This is a genomic window from Streptomyces sp. NPDC018029, assembly GCF_044327655.1.
GTDB lineage: Bacteria > Actinomycetota > Actinomycetes > Streptomycetales > Streptomycetaceae > Streptomyces.
The window spans coordinates 367,590-391,343 of record NZ_JBIRFV010000003.1; the positions used below are offsets into that span (position 1 = coordinate 367,590).

Annotated in this window: 23 protein-coding genes; 11 read left to right on the forward strand and 12 right to left on the reverse strand. The window is 72.2% G+C overall.

The window, feature by feature from the left end:
* Nucleotides 1–12: 12 nt before the first annotated feature.
* The 3 genes from ACH4D5_RS10315 to ACH4D5_RS10325 form a co-directional block, all read right to left on the reverse strand.
* Nucleotides 13–192 carry a hypothetical protein gene (locus ACH4D5_RS10315; RefSeq protein ID WP_398300562.1) on the reverse strand — a complete coding sequence of 60 codons (180 nt, stop codon included), beginning with the start codon at nucleotides 190–192 and terminating at the stop codon, nucleotides 13–15.
* Nucleotides 192–1,040, reverse strand: coding sequence for a hypothetical protein (locus tag ACH4D5_RS10320; RefSeq protein ID WP_398300564.1), 849 nt, complete (start codon nucleotides 1,038–1,040; stop codon nucleotides 192–194). Before ACH4D5_RS10320 ends, ACH4D5_RS10315 begins: the two co-directional genes overlap by 1 nt.
* Before the next feature lie 138 nt (nucleotides 1,041–1,178).
* Nucleotides 1,179–2,951: an acetyl/propionyl/methylcrotonyl-CoA carboxylase subunit alpha gene (locus tag ACH4D5_RS10325; RefSeq protein ID WP_398300566.1), complete on the reverse strand. Its 1,773-nt coding sequence runs from the start codon at nucleotides 2,949–2,951 to the stop codon at nucleotides 1,179–1,181.
* A gap of 345 nt (nucleotides 2,952–3,296) precedes the next feature.
* On the opposite strand from ACH4D5_RS10325, the gene ACH4D5_RS10330 reads away from it, so the two are divergent.
* A complete protein-coding gene (locus ACH4D5_RS10330) occupies nucleotides 3,297–3,737 on the forward strand; it encodes a hypothetical protein (protein WP_398300567.1) in 441 nt (146 codons plus the stop codon).
* Between the two features lie 2 nt (nucleotides 3,738–3,739).
* Here ACH4D5_RS10330 and ACH4D5_RS10335 read toward each other — a convergent pair whose 3' ends face one another.
* The 4 genes from ACH4D5_RS10335 to ACH4D5_RS10350 all read right to left on the reverse strand — a co-directional run bounded on the left by ACH4D5_RS10335 (nucleotide 3,740) and on the right by ACH4D5_RS10350 (nucleotide 6,471).
* Nucleotides 3,740–4,348 (reverse strand): nucleoside triphosphate pyrophosphatase, encoded by a 609-nt coding sequence (locus ACH4D5_RS10335; protein ID WP_398300568.1) that lies wholly within the window; start codon nucleotides 4,346–4,348, stop codon nucleotides 3,740–3,742.
* Nucleotides 4,349–4,384: 36 nt separating this feature from the next.
* The gene (mmpB, locus tag ACH4D5_RS10340; RefSeq protein ID WP_361170439.1) at nucleotides 4,385–4,513 is read right to left on the reverse strand and encodes a morphogenic membrane protein MmpB; all 129 of its coding nucleotides are present in this window, start codon (nucleotides 4,511–4,513) and stop codon (nucleotides 4,385–4,387) included.
* Between the two features lie 71 nt (nucleotides 4,514–4,584).
* On the reverse strand, nucleotides 4,585–4,791 hold the full coding sequence (locus ACH4D5_RS10345; protein WP_398300569.1) for an acyl-CoA carboxylase subunit epsilon: 207 nt from the start codon (nucleotides 4,789–4,791) through the stop codon (nucleotides 4,585–4,587).
* Nucleotides 4,792–4,836: 45 nt separating this feature from the next.
* Nucleotides 4,837–6,471 (reverse strand): acyl-CoA carboxylase subunit beta, encoded by a 1,635-nt coding sequence (locus ACH4D5_RS10350; RefSeq protein WP_398300570.1) that lies wholly within the window; start codon nucleotides 6,469–6,471, stop codon nucleotides 4,837–4,839.
* Between the two features lie 126 nt (nucleotides 6,472–6,597).
* Here ACH4D5_RS10350 and ACH4D5_RS10355 point away from each other — a divergent pair, with 126 nt between their 5' ends.
* From ACH4D5_RS10355 to hutH, 5 genes are all read left to right on the forward strand, one after another.
* Nucleotides 6,598–7,461: a biotin--[acetyl-CoA-carboxylase] ligase gene (locus tag ACH4D5_RS10355; protein ID WP_398300572.1), complete on the forward strand. Its 864-nt coding sequence runs from the start codon at nucleotides 6,598–6,600 to the stop codon at nucleotides 7,459–7,461.
* A gap of 451 nt (nucleotides 7,462–7,912) precedes the next feature.
* Nucleotides 7,913–9,091, forward strand: coding sequence for an adenylate/guanylate cyclase domain-containing protein (locus tag ACH4D5_RS10360; protein ID WP_398300574.1), 1,179 nt, complete (start codon nucleotides 7,913–7,915; stop codon nucleotides 9,089–9,091).
* Between the two features lie 96 nt (nucleotides 9,092–9,187).
* Nucleotides 9,188–9,985, forward strand: coding sequence for an enoyl-CoA hydratase/isomerase family protein (locus tag ACH4D5_RS10365; protein ID WP_398300576.1), 798 nt, complete (start codon nucleotides 9,188–9,190; stop codon nucleotides 9,983–9,985).
* Between the two features lie 89 nt (nucleotides 9,986–10,074).
* The gene (locus tag ACH4D5_RS10370) at nucleotides 10,075–11,232 is read left to right on the forward strand and encodes a diguanylate cyclase domain-containing protein (RefSeq protein WP_398300578.1); all 1,158 of its coding nucleotides are present in this window, start codon (nucleotides 10,075–10,077) and stop codon (nucleotides 11,230–11,232) included.
* A gap of 178 nt (nucleotides 11,233–11,410) precedes the next feature.
* Complete coding sequence (gene hutH / locus ACH4D5_RS10375; RefSeq protein ID WP_398301415.1) at nucleotides 11,411–12,949, forward strand: histidine ammonia-lyase; 1,539 nt, start codon at nucleotides 11,411–11,413, stop codon at nucleotides 12,947–12,949.
* Here hutH and ACH4D5_RS10380 read toward each other — a convergent pair.
* The 3 genes from ACH4D5_RS10380 to ACH4D5_RS10390 are packed head-to-tail and all read right to left on the reverse strand — an operon-like array spanning nucleotide 12,930 to nucleotide 14,652.
* Nucleotides 12,930–13,550, reverse strand: a complete 621-nt coding sequence (locus ACH4D5_RS10380; RefSeq protein WP_398300580.1) for an AAA family ATPase — start codon at nucleotides 13,548–13,550, stop codon at nucleotides 12,930–12,932. The two genes, hutH and ACH4D5_RS10380, sit on opposite strands and share 20 nt — an antisense overlap.
* Entirely contained in the window at nucleotides 13,547–14,341 is a 795-nt protein-coding gene (locus ACH4D5_RS10385; protein WP_398300582.1) for an inositol monophosphatase family protein, read from the reverse strand. Before ACH4D5_RS10385 ends, ACH4D5_RS10380 begins: the two co-directional genes overlap by 4 nt.
* Complete coding sequence (locus tag ACH4D5_RS10390) at nucleotides 14,338–14,652, reverse strand: hypothetical protein (RefSeq protein WP_398300584.1); 315 nt, start codon at nucleotides 14,650–14,652, stop codon at nucleotides 14,338–14,340. The genes ACH4D5_RS10385 and ACH4D5_RS10390 overlap by 4 nt, the downstream gene beginning before the upstream one ends.
* A gap of 110 nt (nucleotides 14,653–14,762) precedes the next feature.
* Between ACH4D5_RS10390 and ACH4D5_RS10395 the strand changes: the two genes are divergently transcribed.
* Together ACH4D5_RS10395 and ACH4D5_RS10400 are read left to right on the forward strand one after the other, a co-directional pair.
* Nucleotides 14,763–15,095: a hypothetical protein gene (locus ACH4D5_RS10395; RefSeq protein ID WP_398300586.1), complete on the forward strand. Its 333-nt coding sequence runs from the start codon at nucleotides 14,763–14,765 to the stop codon at nucleotides 15,093–15,095.
* Between the two features lie 280 nt (nucleotides 15,096–15,375).
* Nucleotides 15,376–16,641, forward strand: a complete 1,266-nt coding sequence (locus ACH4D5_RS10400; RefSeq protein WP_398300588.1) for an Ig-like domain-containing protein — start codon at nucleotides 15,376–15,378, stop codon at nucleotides 16,639–16,641.
* 68 nt (nucleotides 16,642–16,709) lie between these two features.
* Here ACH4D5_RS10400 and ACH4D5_RS10405 read toward each other — a convergent pair whose 3' ends face one another.
* A complete protein-coding gene (locus tag ACH4D5_RS10405) occupies nucleotides 16,710–18,329 on the reverse strand; it encodes a M12 family metallo-peptidase (protein WP_398300590.1) in 1,620 nt (539 codons plus the stop codon).
* Between the two features lie 300 nt (nucleotides 18,330–18,629).
* Between ACH4D5_RS10405 and ACH4D5_RS10410 the strand changes: the two genes are divergently transcribed.
* The 3 genes from ACH4D5_RS10410 to ACH4D5_RS10420 all read left to right on the forward strand — a co-directional run bounded on the left by ACH4D5_RS10410 (nucleotide 18,630) and on the right by ACH4D5_RS10420 (nucleotide 23,325).
* Nucleotides 18,630–21,908, forward strand: a complete 3,279-nt coding sequence (locus ACH4D5_RS10410; protein ID WP_398300591.1) for a S8 family peptidase — start codon at nucleotides 18,630–18,632, stop codon at nucleotides 21,906–21,908.
* A gap of 139 nt (nucleotides 21,909–22,047) precedes the next feature.
* Nucleotides 22,048–22,512, forward strand: a complete 465-nt coding sequence (locus tag ACH4D5_RS10415; protein WP_398300593.1) for an ASCH domain-containing protein — start codon at nucleotides 22,048–22,050, stop codon at nucleotides 22,510–22,512.
* Nucleotides 22,513–22,518: 6 nt separating this feature from the next.
* Nucleotides 22,519–23,325, forward strand: a complete 807-nt coding sequence (locus ACH4D5_RS10420; RefSeq protein WP_398300595.1) for an alpha/beta fold hydrolase — start codon at nucleotides 22,519–22,521, stop codon at nucleotides 23,323–23,325.
* Here ACH4D5_RS10420 and ACH4D5_RS10425 read toward each other — a convergent pair.
* Nucleotides 23,307–23,693, reverse strand: a complete 387-nt coding sequence (locus ACH4D5_RS10425; protein WP_398300597.1) for a VOC family protein — start codon at nucleotides 23,691–23,693, stop codon at nucleotides 23,307–23,309. The genes ACH4D5_RS10420 and ACH4D5_RS10425 overlap by 19 nt on opposite strands.
* Between the last annotated feature and the right edge of the window lie 61 nt (nucleotides 23,694–23,754).

The window sequence follows — 23,754 nt, forward strand, 5'->3', positions numbered from 1 at the left end:
GACCGGCCCAGGTCAGGACTCCTGGCGGGCGAAGAAGGCGTCCAGCTCCGCCCTGGCCCTGCGTTCGCGCCGGTGCGGCGGCAGGGCGCCGCCGCGCAGGTTCCGTGCCAGCCAGAGCACCAGCGGATACGTGACGCAGGTGCCGACGGCGACTCCGGTCAGCACCCCGGCGACCAGTTCTCCCATGATCATCAACCCACCTTCGTACGGTGCTCCGCGGGGCTCGGACGGAAGCCGTCGCGGGCCGCGGCGATCATCGCGGCGCCGTTGTCCGGCGTCACCGCGCCGTAGCCGAGCAGCCGCCAGCGCCGGTCGACGGCGTCGCTTTCGTAGTACGGAACCGGGCCCGCCGCCGACGGAACCAGGAGCGGCACGGGCTCCTTCGCGCAGCCGTGGCAGGCGGCGACCTCCCCGGCGGGGACGGCCACGCGCGCGTGGCCGCGCTCGTGCAGCGGGTTGAAGTAGCAGGGCGGGTCGGGCCGCAGCGGCTCCTCCGTCACCAGGGCCTCCAGGGCGCGCATCCCGACGCGGCTGAACTCGACGCCCGCCACGAGCTCCCCGAGCGCGTGCGCGGCGTCGTACGCCGGGTCCGGGCTCAGCGGTTCCTCGCAGGGCGGGAGGATCACCGAGTTGCTCGCCTGGATGGCCGCCGTGACGGCGAACAGGGCCAGTTCGGCGCGGAGTCGCGGCGGCAGCGAGCAGGTGTTCTCCAGCTTGTCGCCGAGTGCGGACGCGTCGCTGAGCAGCGCGGCGCGGCGCTCGGCGTGCGGGCGCAGCGCCTCGGGGTCGCCGCCCGGGTCCGGCAGCGGGGCGCGCCAGTCGGGTGCGGGCAGCGGTAAGGCGAAGGTGTAGGGGCGGCGCCGCCCCAGGGGCAGGCGGGTGAAGCGGCGCAGGAGCGCCACGGAGAGTCCTGCGGCAAGCCCCAGGACGAGTCCCGCCTCGTAGCGCTGTCCGGTGTCGGCGGTGGCCGCGAGCCAGCCGGTTGCCGATATGACGCCTGCCGCGGCCAGCAGGCACAGTACGTCCCCCGTACGTGTCACTGAAGTCCCCCCGTGGTCTTCGGCTCTACGGAAGGAGAGACGCGGGCCGGGCAGGGGCGGTTGCGGTGGCGAGTACGCCGTCGGGCCGGGCCGGAAGATCCGGCCCGGCCCGACGGCGCGTCACTCCGCTGTCGCGGCTCAGTCCTTGATCTCGCAGATCACCGCGCCGGAGGTCAGGCTCGCGCCCACCTCCGCGGTGAGGCCCTTGATCGTGCCCGAGCGGTGCGCGTTCAGCGGCTGTTCCATCTTCATGGCCTCGAGGACGACGACCAGGTCGCCCTCCTTGACCTCCTGGCCCTCCTCGACCGCGACCTTCACGATCGTGCCCTGCATGGGCGAGGCGAGGGTGTCGCCGGAGGCGGCGGGGCCGGACTTCTTGGCCGCGCGGCGCTTGGGGCGGGCGCCGCCCGCCGCCGCGGTGCGCGCGATGGTCATGCCCAGCGAGGAGGGCAGCGAGACCTCCAGGCGCTTGCCGCCGACCTCGACGACGACCGTCTCGCGGCCCGGCTCCTCGTCCGTCTCGGTGTCCGCGGGGGCCTTGAACGGCGGGATCTCGTTGACGAACTCGGTCTCGATCCAGCGGGTGTGGACCGTGAACGGGTCGGTCGAGCCGGTCAGTTCGGGCGCGAACGCCGGGTCCTTGACGACGGCGCGGTGGAAGGGGATGGCGGTGGCCATGCCCTCGACGTCGAACTCCTCCAGCGCGCGGGCGGCACGCTGCAGCGCCTGCTCGCGGGTGGCACCCGTGACGATCAGCTTGGCCAGGAGCGAGTCCCAGGCCGGGCCGATGACCGAGCCGGACTCGACGCCCGCGTCCAGGCGGACGCCGGGGCCCGACGGCGGCGCGAACGTCGTGACGGTGCCGGGCGCGGGCAGGAAGTTGCGGCCCGGGTCCTCGCCGTTGATGCGGAACTCGAAGGAGTGACCGCGCAGTTCGGGGTCGCCGTAACCGAGCTCCTCGCCGTCGGCGATGCGGAACATCTCGCGGACCAGGTCGATGCCGGAGACCTCTTCGGTCACCGGGTGCTCCACCTGCAGACGGGTGTTGACCTCCAGGAAGGAGATCGTGCCGTCGACGCCGACGAGGAACTCGACGGTGCCCGCGCCGACGTAGCCGGCCTCCTTGAGGATCGCCTTGGAGGCGGCGTACAGCTCGGCGTTCTGCTCGGGGGTCAGGAACGGCGCGGGCGCCTCCTCCACGAGCTTCTGGTGGCGGCGCTGCAGCGAGCAGTCACGGGTCGAGACGACGACCACGTTGCCGTGCTTGTCCGCCAGGCACTGGGTCTCCACGTGCCGCGGCTTGTCGAGGTAGCGCTCGACGAAGCACTCGCCGCGGCCGAAGGCCGCCACGGCCTCGCGCACCGCGGAGTCGTACAGCTCGGGCACCTCTTCGAGCGTGCGGGCCACCTTCAGACCGCGGCCGCCACCGCCGAACGCCGCCTTGATCGCGATCGGCAGGCCGTTCTCCCTGGCGAAGTCGACGACCTCGTCGGCGCCGGAGACCGGGTCGGGCGTGCCCGCGACCAGCGGGGCACCGGCGCGCTGCGCGATGTGCCGCGCGGCGACCTTGTCGCCCAGGTCACGGATGGCCTGCGGCGGCGGGCCGATCCAGTTCAGGCCCGCGTCGATGACGGCCTGCGCGAAGTCGGCGTTCTCCGAAAGGAAGCCGTAGCCGGGGTGGATGGCGTCCGCCCCCGCGTCCTTGGCCGCGGCCAGCACCTTGGAGATGTCCAGGTAGCTGGTGGCCGGAGTGTCACCGCCCAGCGCGAACGCCTCATCGGCTGCCCGTACATGCAGCGCGTCCCGGTCAGGGTCTGCGTAGACGGCTACGCTCGCGATCCCTGCATCCCGGCATGCCCGGGCAACGCGGACAGCGATTTCGCCACGGTTGGCGATGAGCACCTTGCGCACGATGGCTCCCTCCTTGAAACAAGCCGAGTTTAGGGACTGCCGACACGGGCTTACGACCCGTCCCCAATGGTGAGCTTGCCCACACGGAGTGTGACTCGAGACCGGCTAGGTTCGTGAAATCCCTTGTCGTACCGCGGTACGCAGGGTCCCTCCACGGCAGCGTAGCCCTCCGGTGTGGCCAAGGTCTCTGTGAGTCAGCGCTGCGGACCCGGGGCTTTCTTTGTGGAGTCCCTACGAATGGCCCAATGATTCTTTGCCCGCGGCACAGCTCTTGTCCCGGGGTTTACCGGTTAGTAGCGTTCGCGATGGCTCGGACGTACTGGCGGTAACAGCAAGCGGAAGAGGGTGGGCGCCGTGGCGCGCAGACCGGTGGCCTGGGTGGGCGCGATCGTTCTCCTCGCGGAGGCGGTCGGCCTCGCGCTCCTCAACTGGTTCCTCGGCCAGGTCGTCGACAACCAGAAGATGTCCCTCGCGGGCCTCGACCCGCGGGCGATGTCCGTGTCGACCTGGATCGCCGGCGCCCTCATCGGCGGATACCTCGCGCTCTGCGCGTTCGTCCTGGCCCGCGCCGCCGTGCGCGACCGCGCCCCCGGCGCCTTCGGGCGGATCCTCCTGATCAGCTGCGCCGTCGTACACGCGCTGCTCGGCGCCTTCTGCGTCGGCCTGGTGGGCTGGGCCGCGTTCGCCTTCATGATGGCCGTGCTCGGCCTGATCGTCCTCACGCTCGTGGCGTACGAGAAGAAGGCGCAGCAGGAGGGCGAGCCTGCCGCCCCCCAGGCCGCCTGAGGCTACTTCCGCCACAACTCCGTGATGCCCACGCCCAGTTCCGCGAGGAGGCGGCGCAGCAGCGGCAGCGAGAGCCCGATGACGTTGCCGTGGTCGCCCTCGATGCCCTCGACGAACGGCGCCGAGCGGCCGTCCAGCGTGAACGCGCCCGCCACGTGCAGCGGTTCGCCGCTCGCGACGTACGCGGCGATCTCGTCGTCGGAGGGCTCGCCGAAACGGACCACCGTCGACGCCGTCGCCGAGGTGTACCGCCCGGAGACGGTGTCGTAGACGCAGTGGCCCGTCTGCAGGACGCCCGCGCGGCCGCGCATGTCCTTCCAGCGGGCCGTGGCCTCCTCGGCGTCGGCCGGCTTGCCGAGCGCCCTGCCGTCCAGTTCGAGGACCGAGTCGCAGCCGACGACCAGCGCGCCCTTCGCGTCGGGCCGCGCGGCGACCACGGACGCCTTGGCCTCGGCCAGGGCGAGGGCGAGCTCGGCGGGGGTCGGCGCGGACACCTTGTCCTCGTCGACCCCGCTGACGATCACCTCGGGGGCGAGGCCCGCCTGCCGGAGCAGGCCGAGCCGGGCGGGGGACTGGGAGGCGAGGACGAGACGGCGGGGCTGATCACTCATGCGGTCAGCGTAGCGAGCGCGTCCGGACGCGCGCAGTCAGTGGATGCCGAGGACGAACATCGCCACCACCATGGCCAGGGCGAGGACCAGTCCGGCGCGGCGCATCTTCGCCTGGAGGTCCCTCATGTCCTTCGGAGGGTTGTCCTCCGGATCCGACCACAGCATGCAGTCGATACTGCGACCGGGCGGGCCGGGACGCCTGAGTACGCGTACTCAGGTTCCCCGGCCCGACACACCTACCCGGGCCAGTACGTGCGGCCCCACGCCGTCGGGGACGGTGCGGGCAGCCGGTGCCTGGCCACCCGCGCGGGGTCGGCCCAGGAGTCGGGCAGCGCGGGCGCGCCGGACGGCTCGCCCGCGACCGCCGCGGCGCGCACCTGGACCACCGCCAGGGCGGCGGCGAGCTCCTCGGGCGTCGGGTTGCCCCGTACGACCTTGATCATGAGCCCTCCTTGGGGGTTCGGAAGGGGCTGGACGGTTGAAGGGGTCTAGAGGGGGATGTTGCCGTGCTTCTTCGGAGGGAGGGATTCCCGCTTCGTACGCAGCTGACGCAGACCGCGCACGAGGTGGGATCGGGTTTCGGACGGCATGATCACCGCGTCCACGTAGCCGCGCTCGGCCGCCGTATAGGGGTTGAGCAGGGCGTCCTCGTACTCCTGGATGAGGCGCGCGCGGGTCGCCTCCTGGGCGGCCTCGTCGCCGGCGGCGGCGATGGTGCGGCGGTGCAGGACGTTCACCGCGCCCTGCGCGCCCATGACGGCGATCTGCGCGGTCGGCCAGGCGAGGTTCAGGTCGGCGCCCAGGTGCTTGGAGCCCATCACGTCGTACGCGCCGCCGAAGGCCTTGCGCGTGATGACCGTGATCAGCGGGACGGTGGCCTCCGCGTACGCGTAGATGAGCTTCGCGCCGCGCCGGATGATGCCCGTGTGCTCCTGCTCGACGCCCGGCAGGAAGCCCGGCACGTCCACGAAGGTGATGACCGGGATGTTGAACGCGTCGCAGGTGCGGACGAAGCGGGCGCCCTTCTCGGACGCGTCGATGTTCAGGCAGCCGGCGAACTGCGTCGGCTGGTTGGCGACGATGCCCACCGGGTGGCCCTCGACACGGCCGAAACCGGTGAGGATGTTCGGCGCGAACAGCGGCTGCGTCTCGAAGAACTCGCCGTCGTCCAGGACGTGTTCGATGACGCCGTGCATGTCGTACGGCTGGTTGGCGCTGTCCGGGATCAGCGTGTCCAGCGCCAGGTCTTCGTCCGTGGGCGCGAGGTCCGCCTCCTCGGGGAAGGCGGGCGGCTCGCTGAGGTTGTTCGAAGGGAGGTACGACAGGAGGGACTTGACGTACTCGATGGCGTCCTTCTCGTCGCCCGCCATGTGGTGCGCCACGCCCGACGTCGCGTTGTGCGTGCGGGCGCCGCCCAGCTCCTCGAAGCCGACGTCCTCACCGGTGACGGTCTTGATGACGTCGGGGCCCGTGATGAACATGTGCGAGGTCTGGTCGACCATGACCGTGAAGTCGGTGATGGCGGGGGAGTAGACCGCGCCGCCCGCGCAGGGCCCGACGACCAGGCTGATCTGCGGGATGACACCCGAGGCGTGCGTGTTCCTGCGGAAGATCTCGCCGTACATCCCGAGGGCCATGACGCCCTCCTGGATGCGGGCGCCGCCCGAGTCGTTGATGCCGACGACCGGGCAGCCGGTCTTCAGCGCGAAGTCCATGACCTTGACGATCTTCTGGCCGAAGACCTCGCCGAGCGCGCCGCCGAAGACGGTGAAGTCCTGCGAGAACACGGCGACCGGGCGGCCGTCGACGGTGCCGTAACCGGTCACCACGCCGTCGCCGTACGGCCGGTTCTTCTCCAGGCCGAAGTTGGTGGACCGGTGCTGCGCGAACTCGTCGAACTCGACGAAGGAACCCTCGTCGAGCAGCAGTTCGATGCGTTCGCGCGCCGTCAGCTTCCCCTTGGCGTGCTGCTTCTCCACCGCTCGGGCCGAGCCCGCGTGCTTGGCCTCCTCGATGCGGCGCTGCAGGTCGGCAAGTTTTCCCGCGGTCGTATGGATGTCGATGGCGCCGTCTTCGGCGGTGCGGTCTGACGCGGGCACGTTGGGCTCTTGCGGCTCGGACATCGGGATGCGGCTCCCTGCCTGCTCAAAGGTGCTTGTCTACGGCTGTGCGGCTGGCTACTGACCCGTAGCGTATCGGCGCGCATACCGTTCGGCAGTGCGGCGTTTACCACACCTAAGGTGGCTTGCATGACGCCGCCAGATACTGAAGACAACCGCTGGTCCGACCTCGACAGGCCGCCGCTGAACGCCGCCTCGTTGCGGCGGGCGCTGCTGCGGGACGGCGGGCTGTGGTCCTCCCTCGACGTGGTGCCCGCCACCGGCTCCACCAACACCGACCTCGCGGCGCGGGCCGACGAGCTCCCCGAGGGCGCGGTGCTCGTCGCCGAGGAGCAGAGCGCGGCGCGCGGCCGCCTCGACCGCCGCTGGTCGGCGCCGCCGCGCTCGGGCCTCTTCTTCTCCGTACTCCTCAAACCCGCCGAGGTGCCGGTCGAGCGCTGGGGCTGGCTGCCGCTGCTCACCGGCGTGGCGGTCGCGACGGGGCTGTCCCGGTCGGCCGGCGTCGACACCGCACTCAAGTGGCCCAACGACCTCCTGGTCACCGTGGGTGAGGACGAGCGCAAGGCGGGCGGCATCCTCGCGGAGCGCGCCGGGTCCCCCGACGGCGGGGGCGTCGTCATCGGCGTCGGCCTCAACGTCACGCTGCGCGAGGACGAGCTGCCGGTCCCGACGGCGGGCTCGCTCGCCCTGGCCGGCGCGCGCACCACGGACCGCGACCCGCTGCTGCGGGCCGTGCTGCGCTCCCTGGAACGCTGGTACGGCGACTGGCGCGCGGCCGGCGGCGACCCGGCCGCCTGCGCCCTCCAGGAGACCTACGCCGCGGGCTGCGCGACCCTGGGCCGCCGAGTCCGCGCGGAACTCCCCGGCGACCGCTCCATCGTCGGCGAGGCAGTAGCAGTAGACGGCGACGGCCGCCTGGTCCTGGCCACAGAGGAGGGCATCCAACACCCAGTAGGCGCCGCCGACATCATCCACCTCCGCCCGGCCCCCTGACCCCGGGTGCCCCAGCCCCGACGCCCCCGCCGCCGGCTGCCGGGCTGACGTGGCAGGCCCTGCCCCGCAGGGGCGGGCCCCACAGGGGCGCGGGGAACTGCGCGCCCAGCCCCGACGCACCCGCAGCCGGGTGCCGGGCTGAGGTGGCAGTTCCTGCCCCGCGGAGCGGCGGGGGTGCCGGGCAGCCGGGGCCCCACAGGGGCGCGGGGAACTGCGCGCCCAGCCCCGACGCACCCGCAGCCGGGTGACGAGCCGGCGTGGCACGTCCTGCCCCGCAGGGCCGCGGGGAACTGCGCGCCCGCCCACCACGCACCCGCAGGCGGAAGCGCGGGACGACGGCCCCCACGGCTCAAGCACCCCCTCGGGGGAGTCGGGAGTGAGCTGCGGCACACCTGCCGTAAAGTTGACGCCGGTCGATACCTGACCGCGGCAGATCGGAAGGGCAGCAGGCGTGACCGTCGACGACACGGGCTCCGGCGAGGGTGCACACCCCGGCGCGGAGCCGGACGCGGACGGTGCGAGAGGCGTCTCGGGACCGCCCGAGATGCCCGAGGTGGACGAGAAGGGCGAGGACGGCCCGGAGAGGGACCCGCTCGCCCTCCGCCTCGAACAGCTGATCCTCGGCGCCGACCGCCGCTACACCCCCTTCCAGGCGGCCCGCAGCGCGGGCGTCTCGATGGAGCTGGCGTCCCGCTTCTGGCGGGCCATGGGCTTTCCCGACATCGGCCAGGCCAAGGCGCTGACCGAGGCAGACGTGCTCGCCCTGCGCCGCCTCGCCGGCCTCGTCGAGGCGGGCCTGCTCAGCGAGGCCATGGCCGTGCAGGTGGCGCGGTCGACCGGGCAGACCACGGCCCGGCTCGCCGAGTGGCAGATCGACTCCTTCCTGGAGGGCCTGACGGAGCCGCCCGAGCCGGGCATGACCCGCACGGAGGTCACGTATCCGCTCATCGAGCTGCTCCTGCCCGAGCTCGAGGAGTTCCTCGTCTACGTGTGGCGGCGCCAGCTCGCCGCCGCCACCGGACGCGTGGTGCAGGCCGCGGACGACGACGAGATGGTCGACCGGCGGCTCGCCGTCGGCTTCGCCGACCTCGTCGGCTTCACCCGGCTGACGCGGCGCATGGAGGAGGAGGAGCTCGGCGAGCTCGTCGAGGCCTTCGAGACGACGGCGGCGGACCTCGTCGCCGCGCACGGCGGACGGCTCATCAAGACCCTCGGCGACGAGGTGCTGTACGCCGCCGACGACGCGGGCGTCGCCGCGGAGATCGCGCTGCGCCTCATCGAGACCATGGCGAACGACGAGACCATGCCCGAGCTGCGCGTCGGCATCGCCTTCGGGACCGTGACGACCCGCATGGGCGACGTCTTCGGCACCACCGTGAACCTCGCGAGCAGGCTGACCTCGATAGCGCCTCGCGACGCGGTCCTCGTGGACGGGGCCTTCGCGGAGGAACTGACGCGGACGGGCGATGCGCCGGCCTCCGAGGCGGAGGCCGCGGAGGCGGCGGCGGTGGCCGAGAAGGAGGGCGAGGAGCCGCCCGCCTACCGTTTCGCGCTCCAGCCGATGTGGCAGCGCCCCGTGCGCGGCCTCGGCATCGTCGAACCGTGGCTGCTGGCCCGCCGCGGCTCCTAGCCGCCCCTCGATGCCGCTGCCACACCTTTTCCGGGACGGCCCCGGCTGACATGATCCCCGGGTAACGATCGTTAACCGGCAGGTGGAGGAGGCGTCATGGGTGACGAGCAGCGGTACGGGGAGTACGTGGCGGTCAGGCGGCACGGCCACGTCGTCGAGCTCGTCCTCGACCGCCCCGAGGCGATGAACGCCGTCTCCTCCGAGATGGCCCGCTCCATCGCGGCCGCCTGCACCGCGCTCTCCGACGACAAGGACGCCCGCGTCGTCGTCCTGACGTCCACGCACGAGCGGGCCTTCTGCGTGGGCGCCGACCTGAAGGAGCGGAACTCCTTCAGCGACGCCGAGTTGCGCCGCCAGCGCCCCACGACGCGGGCCTCCTACACCGGCGTACTGGAACTGCCCATGCCCACCGTCGCGGCCGTGCACGGCTTCGCGCTCGGGGGCGGGTTCGAGCTCGCGCTCTCCTGCGACATGATCGTCGCCGACCCGACCGCGGTCGTCGGGCTCCCCGAGGTGTCCGTCGGCGTCATTCCGGGCGGCGGCGGCACCCAGCTCCTGCCGCGCCGCGTCGGCGCCGCCCGCGCCGCCGAGCTGATCTTCTCGGCGCGCCGCGTGGAGGCCGCCGAGGCGCGGGAGTTGGGCCTGGTCGACCTGCTGGTGGCGGAGGGCGAGGCGCGTACGGAGGCGCTGGCGCTCGGCGCCCGCATCGCCGCGAACTCGCCCGTCGGCCTGCGCGCGGCCAAGCGCGCCCTGCGCCTCGGCCACGGCCTCGACCTGCGGGCGGGCCTGGAGGTCGAGGACGCGGCGTGGCGCACGGTGGCCTTTTCGGGCGACCGGGCGGAGGGCGTCGCGGCGTTCAACGAGAAGCGGAAGCCGGAGTGGCCCGGGGAGTAGGGGCGCGCCCCGCGGCGGGCACGGGCCCGGCCTCACGTTCCGTGATGTCTCGAGGTTCCAAACCGGGGCAAACCTCCTAACCTGGGGAAATGGGAGAGGATGTCCGGCTGCGGGCCGTGGTGGAGCTGGCGCAGGGAATGGCCGCCGCGCACACTCCGCGCGAGTCCTGGCGAGCGGCCGCCGCCGGCGCCTGTCGCGCGCTGAACGGGAGCTTCGCGGCGCTGTCCGTCTGGGAGCGGGACATGGGCAGGCTGCGGGTCCTGGTGAACGCCGGGGAGCGCGTCCAGGGCGAGGAGGAGTTCCCGGAGAACGAGGCGTATCCCGTGAACCGGTTCCCGGAGATCACCGAGTTCCTGCACGAGCACTGGGCGGGCGGCGGCGAACCGCACGCCTGGGTCGAGACGGCCGAGGGCCCGGCGGACGCCCGCGCGCCCGGCTACTGCCACCAGCGCGTGGCCGCGCTGCGCCGCAGGGGCCGCGGCTGCTGCGTGGTCGCGCCGGTCGTGCTGCACGGGCGCGCGTGGGGCGAGCTGTACGTGGCGCGGCCGCCGGGCGTCCCCGTCTTCGGCCGGGCCGACGCCGACTTCGCGACGGTCCTCGCCGCGGTGGTGGCCGCGGGGATCGCGCAGACGGAGCGCCTGGAGGAGGCGCGCCGCCTCGCCTACACGGACGCGCTGACGGGCCTCGCCAACCGCCGCGCGGTCGACCTCAGGCTCGACCGGGCGGTGGAGCGGCACCTCGCCGACGGGGCCGTGGTGAGCCTGGTCGTCTGCGACCTGAACGGCCTCAAGCGAGTCAACGACACCCAGGGCCACGCGGTCGGCGACCGCCTCCTGGAGCGCTTCGGCTCGGTCCTCTCGCTCTGCGGCGCGATGCTGCCGGGGGCGCTCGCGGCGCGTCTCGGCGGCGACGAGTTCTGCCTGCTCTCGGTCGGCCCCGCGGCGGACGAGGTGGTGCGGGCCGCCGACGAACTCTGCGTACGGGCGGCCGAGTTGGAGCTGGGCGACGGCGTCGCCTGCGGTGTCGCGTCGACCGGCGACCCGATCGGCCCCGTGCGCTCGGCCCGCCGCCTCTTCCGCCTCGCCGACGCGGCGCAGTACCGCGCGAAGGCGGCCCGCGCGGTGAAGCCGGTGGTGGCCGGGAGGGAGGGCGCGGACGACCCGGTGGTCCGCCTCGCCGACTCGCCCCCCGGGGTGCCCTGGGCCGGGGAGCGACGGCGGTTCCGGGGGCGGCGCACCTCCGGTTAGCGGGCGACGCACCTCCGACTGGCAGCATGAGCATGATCGGCCGCTGCGGAGCCGGCACGGCAGTACGTTCCGCGGGGCGCTCGGGCGCGGCTGACCTCGCGGTAAGTGGCTCCTGCGGAATCCACCCGTGACACTCGGCGATTCAGTCCGTACGCTGCTGAATATGGATATGCACAGCGTGGGCACCGTGGCCCTTGGGACGTCCGGGACGACCGCGGCGGACGTCATCGCCGTCGCGCGCGGAAACGCACGGATCGAACTCACCGCCGAGGCGCTGGCGGCACTCGCCACCTCCCGCGAGATCGTCGACGCGCTCGCCGCCAAGCCCGAGCCGGTGTACGGCGTCTCGACCGGGTTCGGCGCCCTGGCCAGCCGGCACATCGGCCCCGACCTCCGCGCTCAGCTCCAGCGCAACATCGTCCGCTCGCACGCGGCCGGCATGGGCCCGCGCGTGGAGCGCGAGGTCGTCCGCGCGCTGATGTTCCTGCGCCTCAAGACGGTCTGCTCGGGCCACACGGGCGTGCGCCCGGAGGTCGCGCAGACGATGGCCGACGTCCTGAACGCGGGCATCACGCCCGTCGTCCACGAGTACGGCTCGCTGGGCTGCTCCGGCGACCTCGCGCCGCTCAGCCACTGCGCGCTGACGCTGATGGGCGAGGGCGACGCGGAGGGGCCCGACGGGGTGGTGCGGCCCGCGGGCGAGCTCCTCGCCGCACACGGGATCGCGCCCGTCGAGCTCCGCGAGAAGGAGGGCCTGGCCCTCCTCAACGGCACCGACGGCATGCTCGGCATGCTGATCATGGCCCTCGCCGACCTGGAGACCCTCTACAAGTCGGCGGACGTCACGGCGGCCCTCACCCTCGAAGCCCTCCTCGGCACGGACAAGGTTCTCGCCCCCGAGCTGCACGCCATCCGCCCGCACCCGGGCCAGGCCGCCTCCGCCGCCAACATGCTGGCGGTGCTCGCCGGTTCGGGCCTCACCGGCCACCACCAGGACGACGCGCCGCGCGTGCAGGACGCCTACTCGGTGCGCTGCGCCCCGCAGGTCGCGGGCGCGGGCCGGGACACGATGGCGCACGCCCGCACGGTCGCCGAGCGCGAGCTGGCCGCCGCCGTCGACAACCCCGTCGTGCTGCCCGACGGCCGCGTGGAGTCCAACGGCAACTTCCACGGCGCCCCGGTCGCGTACGTCTTGGACTTCCTCGCGATCGCCGCGGCCGACCTCGGCTCCATCGCCGAGCGCCGCACGGACCGCCTCCTCGACAAGAACCGCTCGCACGGCCTGCCGCCGTTCCTCGCGGACGACGCGGGCGTCGACTCCGGCCTGATGATCGCCCAGTACACGCAGGCGGCGCTGGTCAGCGAGATGAAGCGGCTCGCCGTCCCGGCCTCGGCCGACTCCATCCCGTCCTCCGCGATGCAGGAGGACCACGTGTCGATGGGCTGGTCGGCCGCCCGCAAGCTCCGCACGGCCGTCGACAACCTCACCCGCATCGTCGCGATCGAGCTGTACGCCGCCACGCGCGCCGTCGAGCTCCGCGAGGGCCTCACTCCCGCGCCGGCGACGCAGGCGGTCATCGAGGCCGTCCGCAAGGCGGGCGTGGAGGGCCCGGGCCCGGACCGCTTCCTCGCGCCGGACCTCGCGGCGGCGGAGGCGTTCGTGCGCGCGGGTGCGCTCGTGGCGGCGGTGGAGCCGGTCACGGGGCCGCTGGCGTAAGCGGTTCCGCGAGCGCCGCCCCGATCCGGGACACGAGGGTGCCCCAGGGGCGGGCGTCGAGCACGGGGAGGGAGTGCGGGGCGGCCTCGCGGCGCAGCCAGTCTGCGTACGCCGCGCTGACCTCGGCGCGCTCCTGCTGGACCCCGTGCTCCGGCTCCCGCGCGGCGTAGTTGAGGGCGATCCGCTCCGGGTCGCCCTCGTGCACGAACACGGCCCGCACGCGCCGGCCCGCGGCGCTCCCCTCGCGGACGGCCCGCGCGGCGGCGGCCGGGGTGAGGTAGTCCCCTTCGACCACGGCGGGCACGTCGACCGTGAGGCGGTTGCGCACGACGCCGAGGACGGCGGGCTCCAGGGCGCGTGCGGTGGCGATCTGCAGGTCGAGCACGCGGTCGGCGGGCAGGTCCGCGGCGTCGCCGGCCCGGTCGAAGAGGTGGAGGTCCGGGTGCTGCTCGGCGGTGGTGACCGCCTGTACGGCCTCGACGACGTCGTCGAACTCGACGACGAAGGCGGTGTGCACCGCGGCCAGCCGGGACGCCACCCGGCTCTTGCCGACACCGGAGGCGCCGCCGATCAGCAGGATGTCCCAGGGTGCGCGCGTCACGGGGCGAGGGTATGGGACAGCAGCCGCTCGTGGGTCTCGGCGTCCGCCGCTGCCACAAGTCCGCGGCCCCCGTGGCCGATCGGGGCGCCGTCGATCCCGGTGACCACGCATCCCGCCGCCCGGCACAGGGCGATACCCGCGGCGAAGTGCACGCTCTGCGAGAGGTCGCCGCCGTCGGTGACGTAGGCGGCGCGCCGGCCGGCCGCGACCCAGGCCAGGGCCAGCGTCGTGGACACCACCCGCGGCCGGAACCCGGCGACGAAGTCCGGGTGGGCCAGCAGGTCCACGGCCCGGAAGCCGGGGGCGCTCGGGAACGGCGGATCCAGGTTGACGTCCACCAGGCGGGTGGCCGACGTGGGGGACAGGGGAGTGTCGACCTCCTCGTGCCGGACCCAGGCCTTGGTCCCGTCGGTGCAGAAGACCTCGCCGCTGAACGGGTCGGCGACCGCCGCAGCCCCGTCGCGCAGCGCGACGTTGACGGCCACGAGCATGTTGCCGACGGCGTAGTTCAACGTCCCGCACAGGGGGTCCACCAGCCACTGGCGGGCGGCGTCCGCGGTGCCGTGCTGCCCGCCTTCCTCGCCGAGCAGCGAGTCCTCGGGCCGAGCGGCACGAATGACGTCGATGATCGCCTTCTCCGCCGCCACGTCGGCGGCGGTGGCGAAGTCCCCGGCCCCCTTGTCGAACCGGTCGAGCCGTCGGCCGTACAGGGCACGCACCACGTCCGCCCCGGCACGTGCCCCGGCTGCCGCGACCTCGACATCATCGGAATACGCGTATGAGTTGCTCACGCCGCGCGCGGGGACCTTTCCCTGCGTACCGAGAAGACCACGAAGCCGGCGCCCAGGCTCAGGAACGCCGTGCCGCCCACCAGGTACGGAGTCTTGTCCAGGCCGTCCGAGCCGGTCAGGGGGGCCGAGGCCGTGGTGGTGGCCCCGTGGGTCTCGTGGTGGGGGGACGTCGCGGACGACGTGGCGGGGCGGTCGTCCCGGGGGGTGTCGGGTGTCGCGGGGGAGGTCGCGTTGGCGGAGGGGACGAAGCACAGGGCGCCGAGGAGGGCTCCCGCGGCGGCGGTGGTCAGCAACGATCGGCGTGCGGACACGGAATCGGATCCCCCTTGTGGCGCTGGCGAATTGGCCGTGTGGGGCGATGCTAATGAAAGGTGCGGGTCGCGGGAAAGTCGCGAGGCGCGGGGGCCGTACGCTCCGTCGTATGAGTGGAGACGAGACATCACGGTTTGTACGGCTGCGGGTGGAAATGGTGGTCGAGGTCGGTGACGCCGAGAAGCTGACCGCCACCGCCCTGGGCCGCATCGCCGAGGACGCGCACATGCCGACCGAGGAGCGGGCGCACGCCGAGACCGCCGTCCAGGAGGACGTCGCCGAGGCGCTCGCGTACCTCGTGGACCCCTTCGACATGGTCAGCCAGGTGCCGGGGACCGAGCTCACCCGGGCCTCCTGGAGCAGCGAGCTGATCGACTACGACCCCGATTCGCCCGACTGGGACCCGGACGAGGATGATGACGAAGAGGACGACGAGCTGTAGGGCATGAGCTGTGGATCGGATCCGGATTGAAGGATCCGGAATCGGGAACCCCGGGCAGCAACCGCCGTCCGGGGTTCCGTCGTCTCAGCCTGCGCGGTGATCGACGGGAGGGATCCGGTCCCGCCGGTCCAGTACCGCGGACGTGGTGTTCCCCACATTCCCCGCGGATGTGGAACGGGACGAACCGGGCAGGACGTTATGCGGGGTTACGGGGACTCCCGGGACTTCGGGAAATCTCGGGGGGGACTTCGGGGATTCGGCAACTATGGAGATGCGTGTGATGACGGACAGTAGGCCTCGCAGGCTCGGGCGCGGACGCAGGAGCGTCGCGGCCGTGTCCGCCCTGATGGGCGGCGTGCTCGTGCTCTCGGCGTGCAGCAGCGACGACGGCGACAAGGCCTCGGGCGGCAAGGAGTCGCAGAACCAGGTCGACGAGGCGGCGGCCAAGAAGACCTCTGCCGCCCGGATCGAGATCGCGCCGAAGAACGGCTCCGACAACGCAAGCATCAACAGCGCGGCCAAGGTCACGGTCACCGAGGGCACGCTGACGAACGTGACGATGAAGCCCGCCGACGGCGGCGCCGCCGTCCAGGGCCAGATATCGGCGGACAAGAAGAGCTGGAAGCCCAGCGGCCAGCTCGAGCGCGCCACGAAGTACAGGATCTCGGCGACGGCCAAGGACTCCGAGGGCCGCAAGGCGCACGAGAACTCGGCGTTCACGACCGTCTCGAAGGCCAACAGCTTCATCGGGAACTTCACGCCCGAGGACGGTTCCACGGTCGGTGTCGGCATGCCCGTGTCGATCAACTTCGACAAGGCGATCACCAACAAGAAGGAAGTCCAGTCCGCGGTCAAGGTGTCGTCCGACAGCGGCCAGGAGATCGTCGGCCACTGGTTCGGTGCGAACCGCCTGGACTTCCGCCCCGAGAACTACTGGAAGGGCAACTCCACCGTCACCCTGAAGCTGAACCTCGACGGCGTCGAGGGTGCCGACGGTGTCTATGGAGTGCAGCAGAAGACCGTCCAGTTCAAGATCGGGCGCAACCAGGTCTCCATCGTCGACGCCAAGACCAAGACGATGAAGGTCACGCGGGACGGCAAGGTCGTGAAGTCCATCCCGATCTCCGCCGGCTCGCCCGAGAACAAGACGTACAACGGCAAGATGGTGATCTCCGAGAAGTTCAAGGAGACCCGCATGGACGGCGCGACCGTCGGCTTCAAGGACGGCGACGGCAAGGGCGAGTACGACATCAAGGACGTGCCGCACGCCATGCGTCTGTCGAGCTCCGGCACCTTCATCCACGGCAACTACTGGGGCTCGCCCTCCATCTTCGGCGGCGCGAACACCAGCCACGGCTGCATCGGCCTGCGGGACGCCAAGGGCGCCAACGACAAGAGCACCCCGGGCTCCTGGTTCTACGAGAACTCCATCACCGGTGACGTCGTCGACGTCCGCAACACCGGCGACAAGACCATCGCCCCGGACAACGGCCTCAACGGCTGGAACATGGACTGGGCGCAGTGGAAGGCCGGCTCCGCCGTCTGACCCCTCTTCGAGCCCCGAGCGGCCCGCACCCCGTACCGGGTGCGGGCCGCTCTCATGTCCGCCTCCGCTCAGGCCGGGACGAAGACCGCGCTCACGGTGTACGGCCGGTCCATCGTCAGCGTCACCTTCTCCTCGGTGAGGTCGTGGCGCCGGCCGTCGACGACCCAGGCGGCGACGCGGTACCCGGCGGCGGGTGCCGCGGTGAGGCCGACGGTGGTCCCGGGGGCGTAGGGGCCGTGGACGGCGGGGCGGACCGTGCCGTTCGGAGTCGCTTCGAGCGTGAGCGGGTGCCGGGTGCGCGCGACTTTCGACGTGCGGTACGCCGCGACGATCGGGGCGGTCCTGCGGGCCAGGGAGGCGTTGTCGTTGTGCTCGTCGCCCAGGGGCTGGCCGTCGACGGTGTTCTGCGTGTTCGAGTACTGGTTGACGGGGCCGCACGGGGCGCCGCAGCTCTCCGCGTAGGCCATCAGGGAGTGGTGGTCGCGGCGCGGGGTGATCCATCCGGTGCCGCTCGGGGAGTTGAGGAGCCGGCGGTAGGTGCCGGGGGCGTTGTGTTCGGCGAGGGTGGTGCGGTCGTGGAACAGGCCGAGGTTGTGGCCGAGTTCGTGCCCGAGGTTGTACCACTTGACCAGGGACTGGACGTCGACGGCGGAGAAGGCGAGAGCGCTGTCCAGGTGGCCCCGGGTGGGCAGGGCGGCCCGGCCCGACGAGCCCACGGGCACGTCGTTGACGACGGTGACCAGGTCGACGCCCAGCCGCTCGCGGAGGCGGTGCGCGACCGCGCCCAGATCGGTGTCCGCGGGGTCGGAGAGCTTGTCGAACATGAGGTCGGCCGTTTGGTCGCCGTGGTACCCCGTGTCGTACCTGCCGACGAGGTCGATCCTGGCCGCCACGCCACTGTCGGCGAGAGCCTGGTTCATGTAGGACTCGGCCATCCCGAGGCGGGCCGCCATCGCCTGCTCGCCGCCCACGCGCCGCACCGCGGCCGGTGTGTGCCCGGCAAGGACGTCGATGACGGCTGGGGCCGCGGGGTCGGCCGGTGCGCGGTCCTTGAGAGAGTCGCGCAGTTCGTCGGCGGATGCCTCGTCGCCCGCGGTGTCGTCGGGCGTGGGACCGCGGCGCGCCCGCGGGTCCTCCTCCGTGATCCGCAGCCGTGAACGCTCTCCCGGCGCTCCCGGCAGGGTGGTGACGTGGTACGCCCGTGTCCCGAGGTCGACCAGGGCGTCGACGGCGGGACCGGTGCTCTGGGCGGGCCGGGCGCCGGGGCGCGTCCGCGGCGGTGTCCCGTCGGCGTGCCCGCACACCTGGCTCGCCGCGATCACCGCCCGCCGGCCCGGTTCCCCCTTGACGTGGCCGGTCCACGTGACGGTGTCCCCGTCGACTTCGCGGCCTTCCTGGACGACGGTGATCCGCATGCCGGGGAAGAGGCCGAGATCGTGCTCGGCGGGGCGGCCGAAGCCGCCGGAGGCGCACAGCCACCGGTGGTCGGCGAGGTCGAGGCCGACGGTGCGTTCCCTCAGTACGTCCGTCCCGCTTCTCGGCAGGCCCGTCCCGTTCGCGGCGGGACGCCGGCCCGACGGGTGCGGGTCGGCCGACGCGGCCGTGGTCAGGGACAGGGCTGCGGAGAGGCAGACCAGCCGGATCGCGCCGCGCGGGCGCAAAGGTCGCGTCGAGATCGTCGGGCTCATGGCGTTTGTCGTTCCACTGCGGGGGTGCGCGGCAACCGCGGACATGAGCACATCACCCGAGCGCGCGCCATCGGCACTCAATTGGCTCGATCCGGCCAATTGCCGTTAAGGCGCACCAATTTCGGACAGCCTCAACTCCGCACTCCAGCCTCACTATTGAGCAGGTGTTCGCCCCTCGGCATACTTCGTCCTCCAGGGGCCGCAGCCCCTTAACCTCCAGGGGGAGACTTGCACAGACAAGTGAAAAGAGCGTGCGGAGCCAGTATCGCCGCGGCGGTCGCCGTGGCTCTCGCGGCGGGCATGACCAGCCCCGCGGCCGCGACACCGGCATCCGCGGGACAGTCGGCCGGGGCGGAGGGCGCCCTCGGCAAGGCCGCGGGCAAGGACCGGGTCACGCTGATCACCGGTGACCGGGCCGTCGTCGACGCCAAGGGCCGCGTCGTCGGACTCGAACGCGCCAAGGGGCGCGAGCACATACCCGTACAGGTGCGGCGCAGCGGTGGGCACACGCTGGTGATACCCGCCGACGCGCAGCGCCTGATAGCCGACGGCACGGTCGACCGGCGGCTGTTCGACGTCACCGAGCTGAACAAGAAGCGCAACCGCGCGGCGCAGAAGAAGGCCCTCAAGGTCATCGTCGGCTACCAGGGAGCCGCCACCGCCGCCAAGGCCGAGGTCCGCGACGCCGGTGACACCACCGTCCGCCGCAGCCTGAAGGCGCTGAACGCGGACGCGCTCAGCACGCCGAAGCAGGACGCGGCCGACCTGTGGGCCGCGCTCACCAGCGGCAAGGAGGGCGCCCGTACCGCGGCGTCCGGCATCAAGCACGTCTGGCTCGACGGCGTCCGCAAGGCGACCCTCGACAAGAGCGTCAAGCAGATCGGCGCCGACAAGGCGTGGGCCGCCGGGTACGACGGCAAGGGCGTCAAGATCGCCGTCCTGGACACGGGCATCGACGCCACGCACCCGGACCTCAAGGACCAGGTGGTCGCCGAGAAGAACTTCACGGAGTCGGCCGACGCCAAGGACCGCTACGGCCACGGCACGCACGTCGCGTCCACCGCGGCCGGCACGGGCGCCAAGTCCGGCGGGAAGTTCAAGGGCGTCGCCCCCGGCGCGAAGCTCCTCAACGGCAAGGTCCTCGGCGACGACGGCTACGGCGAGGACTCCGGCATCATCGCCGCCATGGACTGGGCGGTGGCCGAGGGCGCCGACGTCGTCAACCTCAGCCTCGGCGGCCCCGACGCCCCGGGCGTCGACCCGCTCGAAGCGCAGGTCGACAAGCTCTCCGCGGAGAAGGGCATCCTCTTCGCGATCTCGGCGGGCAACGACGGCACGGTCGGCTCGGTCGGTTCGCCGGGCAGCGCGGACGCCGCGCTGACCGTCGGCGCGGTCGACGACAACGACAAGCTGGCGGACTTCTCCAGTCAGGGCCCGCGGGTCGGTGACGGGGCGATCAAGCCCGACGTGACCGCGCCCGGCGTGGACATCACGGCCGCCGCCGCGCCCGGCTCCGTCATCGAGAGGGAGGTCGGCCAGAACCCCGAGGGCTATCTGACGATCTCCGGCACGTCGATGGCCGCCCCGCACGTCGCGGGCGCCGCCGCCCTGCTCAAGCAGCAGCACCCGGACTGGAAGCAGCCCGAGCTCAAGGGCGCGCTCACCGGCTCCACCAAGGGCGGCAAGTACACGCCGTTCCAGCAGGGTTCGGGCCGTATCGCCGTGGACAAGGCGATCAAGCAGACGGTGATCGCCGACCCGGTGTCGGTGAGCTTCGGCACGCAGCAGTGGCCGCACACCGACGACAAGCCGGTCACCAAGAAGGTGACGTACAAGAACCTCGGCAAGGACGACGTCACCCTGGACCTCACGGTGACCGCCACCGACCCCAAGGGCCGCCCGGCCCCGGCCGGGTTCTTCACCCTCGGCGCCGAGAAGGTCACCGTCCCCGCCGGCGGCACCGCCTCCGTGGACCTGACCGCCGACTCCAAGCTCGGCGGCACCGTGGACGGCGCCTACTCCGCGTACGTCGTGGCGAACGGCGGCGGCCAGTCCGTCCGCACCGCCGCCGCGGTCGACCGCGAGGTGGAGTCGTACAACCTCACGCTGAAGCACCTCGGGCGTGACGGGCAGCCGACGAAGCAGTACTCCGCGTCCCTCCAGGGCATCATCGGCAAGGCCGTCGGCACGGACCTGTCGCCGTACGACGCGTCCGGCACCGTCAAGGTGCGGGTGCCCAAGGGCAGCTACATCCTCGACTCGAACGTCGCGGTCGACATGGCGGACCTCGGCAAGGGCGTCGACTGGCTCGCCCAGCCGAAGCTCGACATCACCAAGAACACCACGGTGACGGTCGACGCGCGGACCGCCAAGCCGGTCGAGGTCACCGTGCCCGCGACCGACGTCAAGGGTGTGCTGGCCGCGCCCGACTACATGGTCGAGACCGAGGACCTCTCCAGCAGCTACGGCTGGCTGCTCGACGAGTACAAGAACTTCCGGACCGGCGCCGTCGGTGCCGCCCCGACCGGCGTCAAGCTCAGCCAGCAGTGGGCGGCCGTCTGGACCAAGGGCGACAACACCGAGTACAACACCGTCGCCGGCGGTGCGGTGAAGCAGCTCGCCACCGGTTACACCAAGCACTACAAGGCGAGTGAATTCGCCACGGTCAAGGCCGGGCTCGGCGCCTCCACGAGCGGCAAGACGGGCTCGCTGCGCGCGCTCGGCGAGCTGCCCGACACCAGCGGCTCCTGGTTCGTCTCCGTCCCGACGAAGCTGCGCACCAACCGCACGGTGTACGTCTCCACCGGCGACAAGGTGAAGTGGGGCCTGGAGTTCGAGCAGAACGGCCCGGACGACGCGGAGGGCTGGCCGACGGTCGAGGCCGTCTACAGCCTGGGCGCCCCGCAGACCTTCAAGGCGGGCGGCAGCTACGAGAAGATCTTCAACACGGCCGTGTTCGGCCCGCGCATCGGCGGTGACTTCGGCGTCTTCCGCGAGGACAACAAGATCACGGGCTACCTCCCGCTCTTCGCCGACGGCAAGACCCACGCGGGGTCCTCGCTCTACACGTCGGTGAAGACGACGCTGTCCCGCAACGGCACCCAGATCGGCGAGAACACCGACCCGCTGACCGGCGAGAAGTCGTTCAAGGTGCCGTCGGCCGACGCCGAGTACAAGCTCTCGACGTCGGTGAAGCGCAGCGTCAAGGTGGCCGCGGCCTCCACGCGCATCGACGCGAGCTTCACGTTCCGCTCCAAGAAGGTGGAGAGCGCGAAGCTCCCCGTCTCCACGGCGCGGTTCAGCCCGGCGGTCGACCTGAGCAGCAGGGCGGAGGCCGACAAGAAGCAGTACGTGCCGGTCAAGGTCCTCGGTGCGGCGGCCGGCGCCAACCTCAAGTCCCTGACCACGTACGTCTCGTACGACTACGGGCAGACCTGGGAGAAGGTCAAGGTCACCAACGGCAAGATCCACGTAAAGAACCCGGCGAAGGACAAGGGAATCTCGTTCCACGCCAAGATCACGGACAAGAAGGGCAACAAGTCGACGCTGTCGATCTACAACGCGTACTACGGCAAGTAGAAGCGCACGACGGCGAGTAGGGGTACCGGGCCGCTGGGCCCCCGCCTCTGACGGCGCGGCGCCGAAGGGACTGTCGATCACGTATCGCCAGAACCCCTCGGCGCCGCGTCGCGCCACGTCCGGCGCCTACTGTGGCCCCATGACGGAGATCACGGAGCACGAGGGCGGCACCGGTGGGCCCCGGGAGCCGCTGCCCAAGGCTGAGTTCGCCTACCCCGGACCGCTGCGCGACCAACTCGTGGCGGCCATCCTCGACGGGTCCAAGACCTCGACGACAGGACTGCTCATCGGCTACGAACGGGACGGCGACCCGCTGCCCGTCGTCGGGGAGCGCGCGGCCGTCGTCGACTCCGACGACCGGCCCGTCGCCGTCATCGAGATCACGGACGTCCGAGTCGTGCCGCTCGGCGAAGTGGACCTCGCCCACGCCGTGGACGAGGGGGAGGGGTACGAGACGGTGGCCCAATGGCGCGCGGGACACGAGGAGTTCTGGCACAGCGCCGAGGTGCGGGCCGGGCTCGGCGACCCGGGCTTCACCGTGGACGACGCGACGCCGCTCGTCCTGGAGCGCTTCCGCCTAGTCGCCGACCTACGAGGACAGTGACCGGCCATGCCCTACGCCCGGGCGGCCGACGGTACCGCCATCCACTATCAACTGCACGGCTCCGGCGACCCGCTGGTGCTGCTCGCCGGGCAGTCCAACAACCACCACTGGTGGGATCCGGTGCGGGACGACTTCGCCGCCCGCTTCACCACCGTCGTACTCGACCACCGCGGCACCGGCGAGAGCGACCGCCCGGACACCGACACGTACAGCACCCCGAACCTCGCCCGTGACGTGCTGGCCGTCCTGGATCACGCGGGCATCGACCGCGCCCACGTCTACGGCACGTCCATGGGCGGACGCATCGCCCAGTGGGTCGCGGCCGACCACTCCGCCCGCGTCGGCCGCCTCGTCCTCGGCTGCACCTCGCCCGGTGGTCCGCACGGCGTCGAGCGCGGCCCAGAGGTCCGCTCGGCCCTGAGCCGGGCCGACCCGGACGCCGTGCGCCGCGCCCTCCTCGAGCTGATGTACACCCCGGCCTGGCTCGCCGAACAGGAACGGACCCACCCCGGGCGGACGTTCCACACCCTGGGCGACGCCACCATGCCCGCGTACGCCCGCCGCCGCCATCTGCGGGCCAGCGCCCGGCACGACGCGTGGGACGCGCTGCCGCGGATCGAGGCGCCGACGCTCGTCGTCCACGGCACGGACGACACGTTCAACCCCACCGCCAACGCCCCGCTGCTCGCCGCCCGCATCCCGGACGCCAGGACGCTGCTCGTGCCCGGTGCCCGGCACGCGTACTTCGAGGAGTTCGCGGACGTCGCGACCGGGCCGGTGCTCACGTTCCTGGCTCAGGAACCGCTGCCGTAGGGCCTGGTGATGATCTCCAGGTTGTGGCCGTCCGGGTCCTCCCAGTAGACGCCGCGGCCGCCGTCGTTCGTGTTGATCTCGCCGGGGTGCTGGTGGTACGGGTCGGCCCAGTAGGTGAGGCCGCGCTCCTTGATGCGCCCGAAGATGTCGTCGAACTCGTCCTCCGAGACCAGGAAGGCGTAGTGCTGCGGCACGAACGGGCCGCCGTCGCCCTCGTAGAAGTCGAGGGTCACGCCGTTGGGGATCTCCACCGGGATGAAGGGCCCGTACTGGGGGCCCACCTCCAGGCCGAGGATGTCCGCGAGGAACTGGGCGGACGCCTTCTTGTCCCGCGCCGTGACGATGGTGTGGTTGAGCTCGATCGACATCGTGCGACCTCCCGGTCTGCCGGTCCTGCCGTTCTCCGGTCCGGGAACCACGGTAGGACCG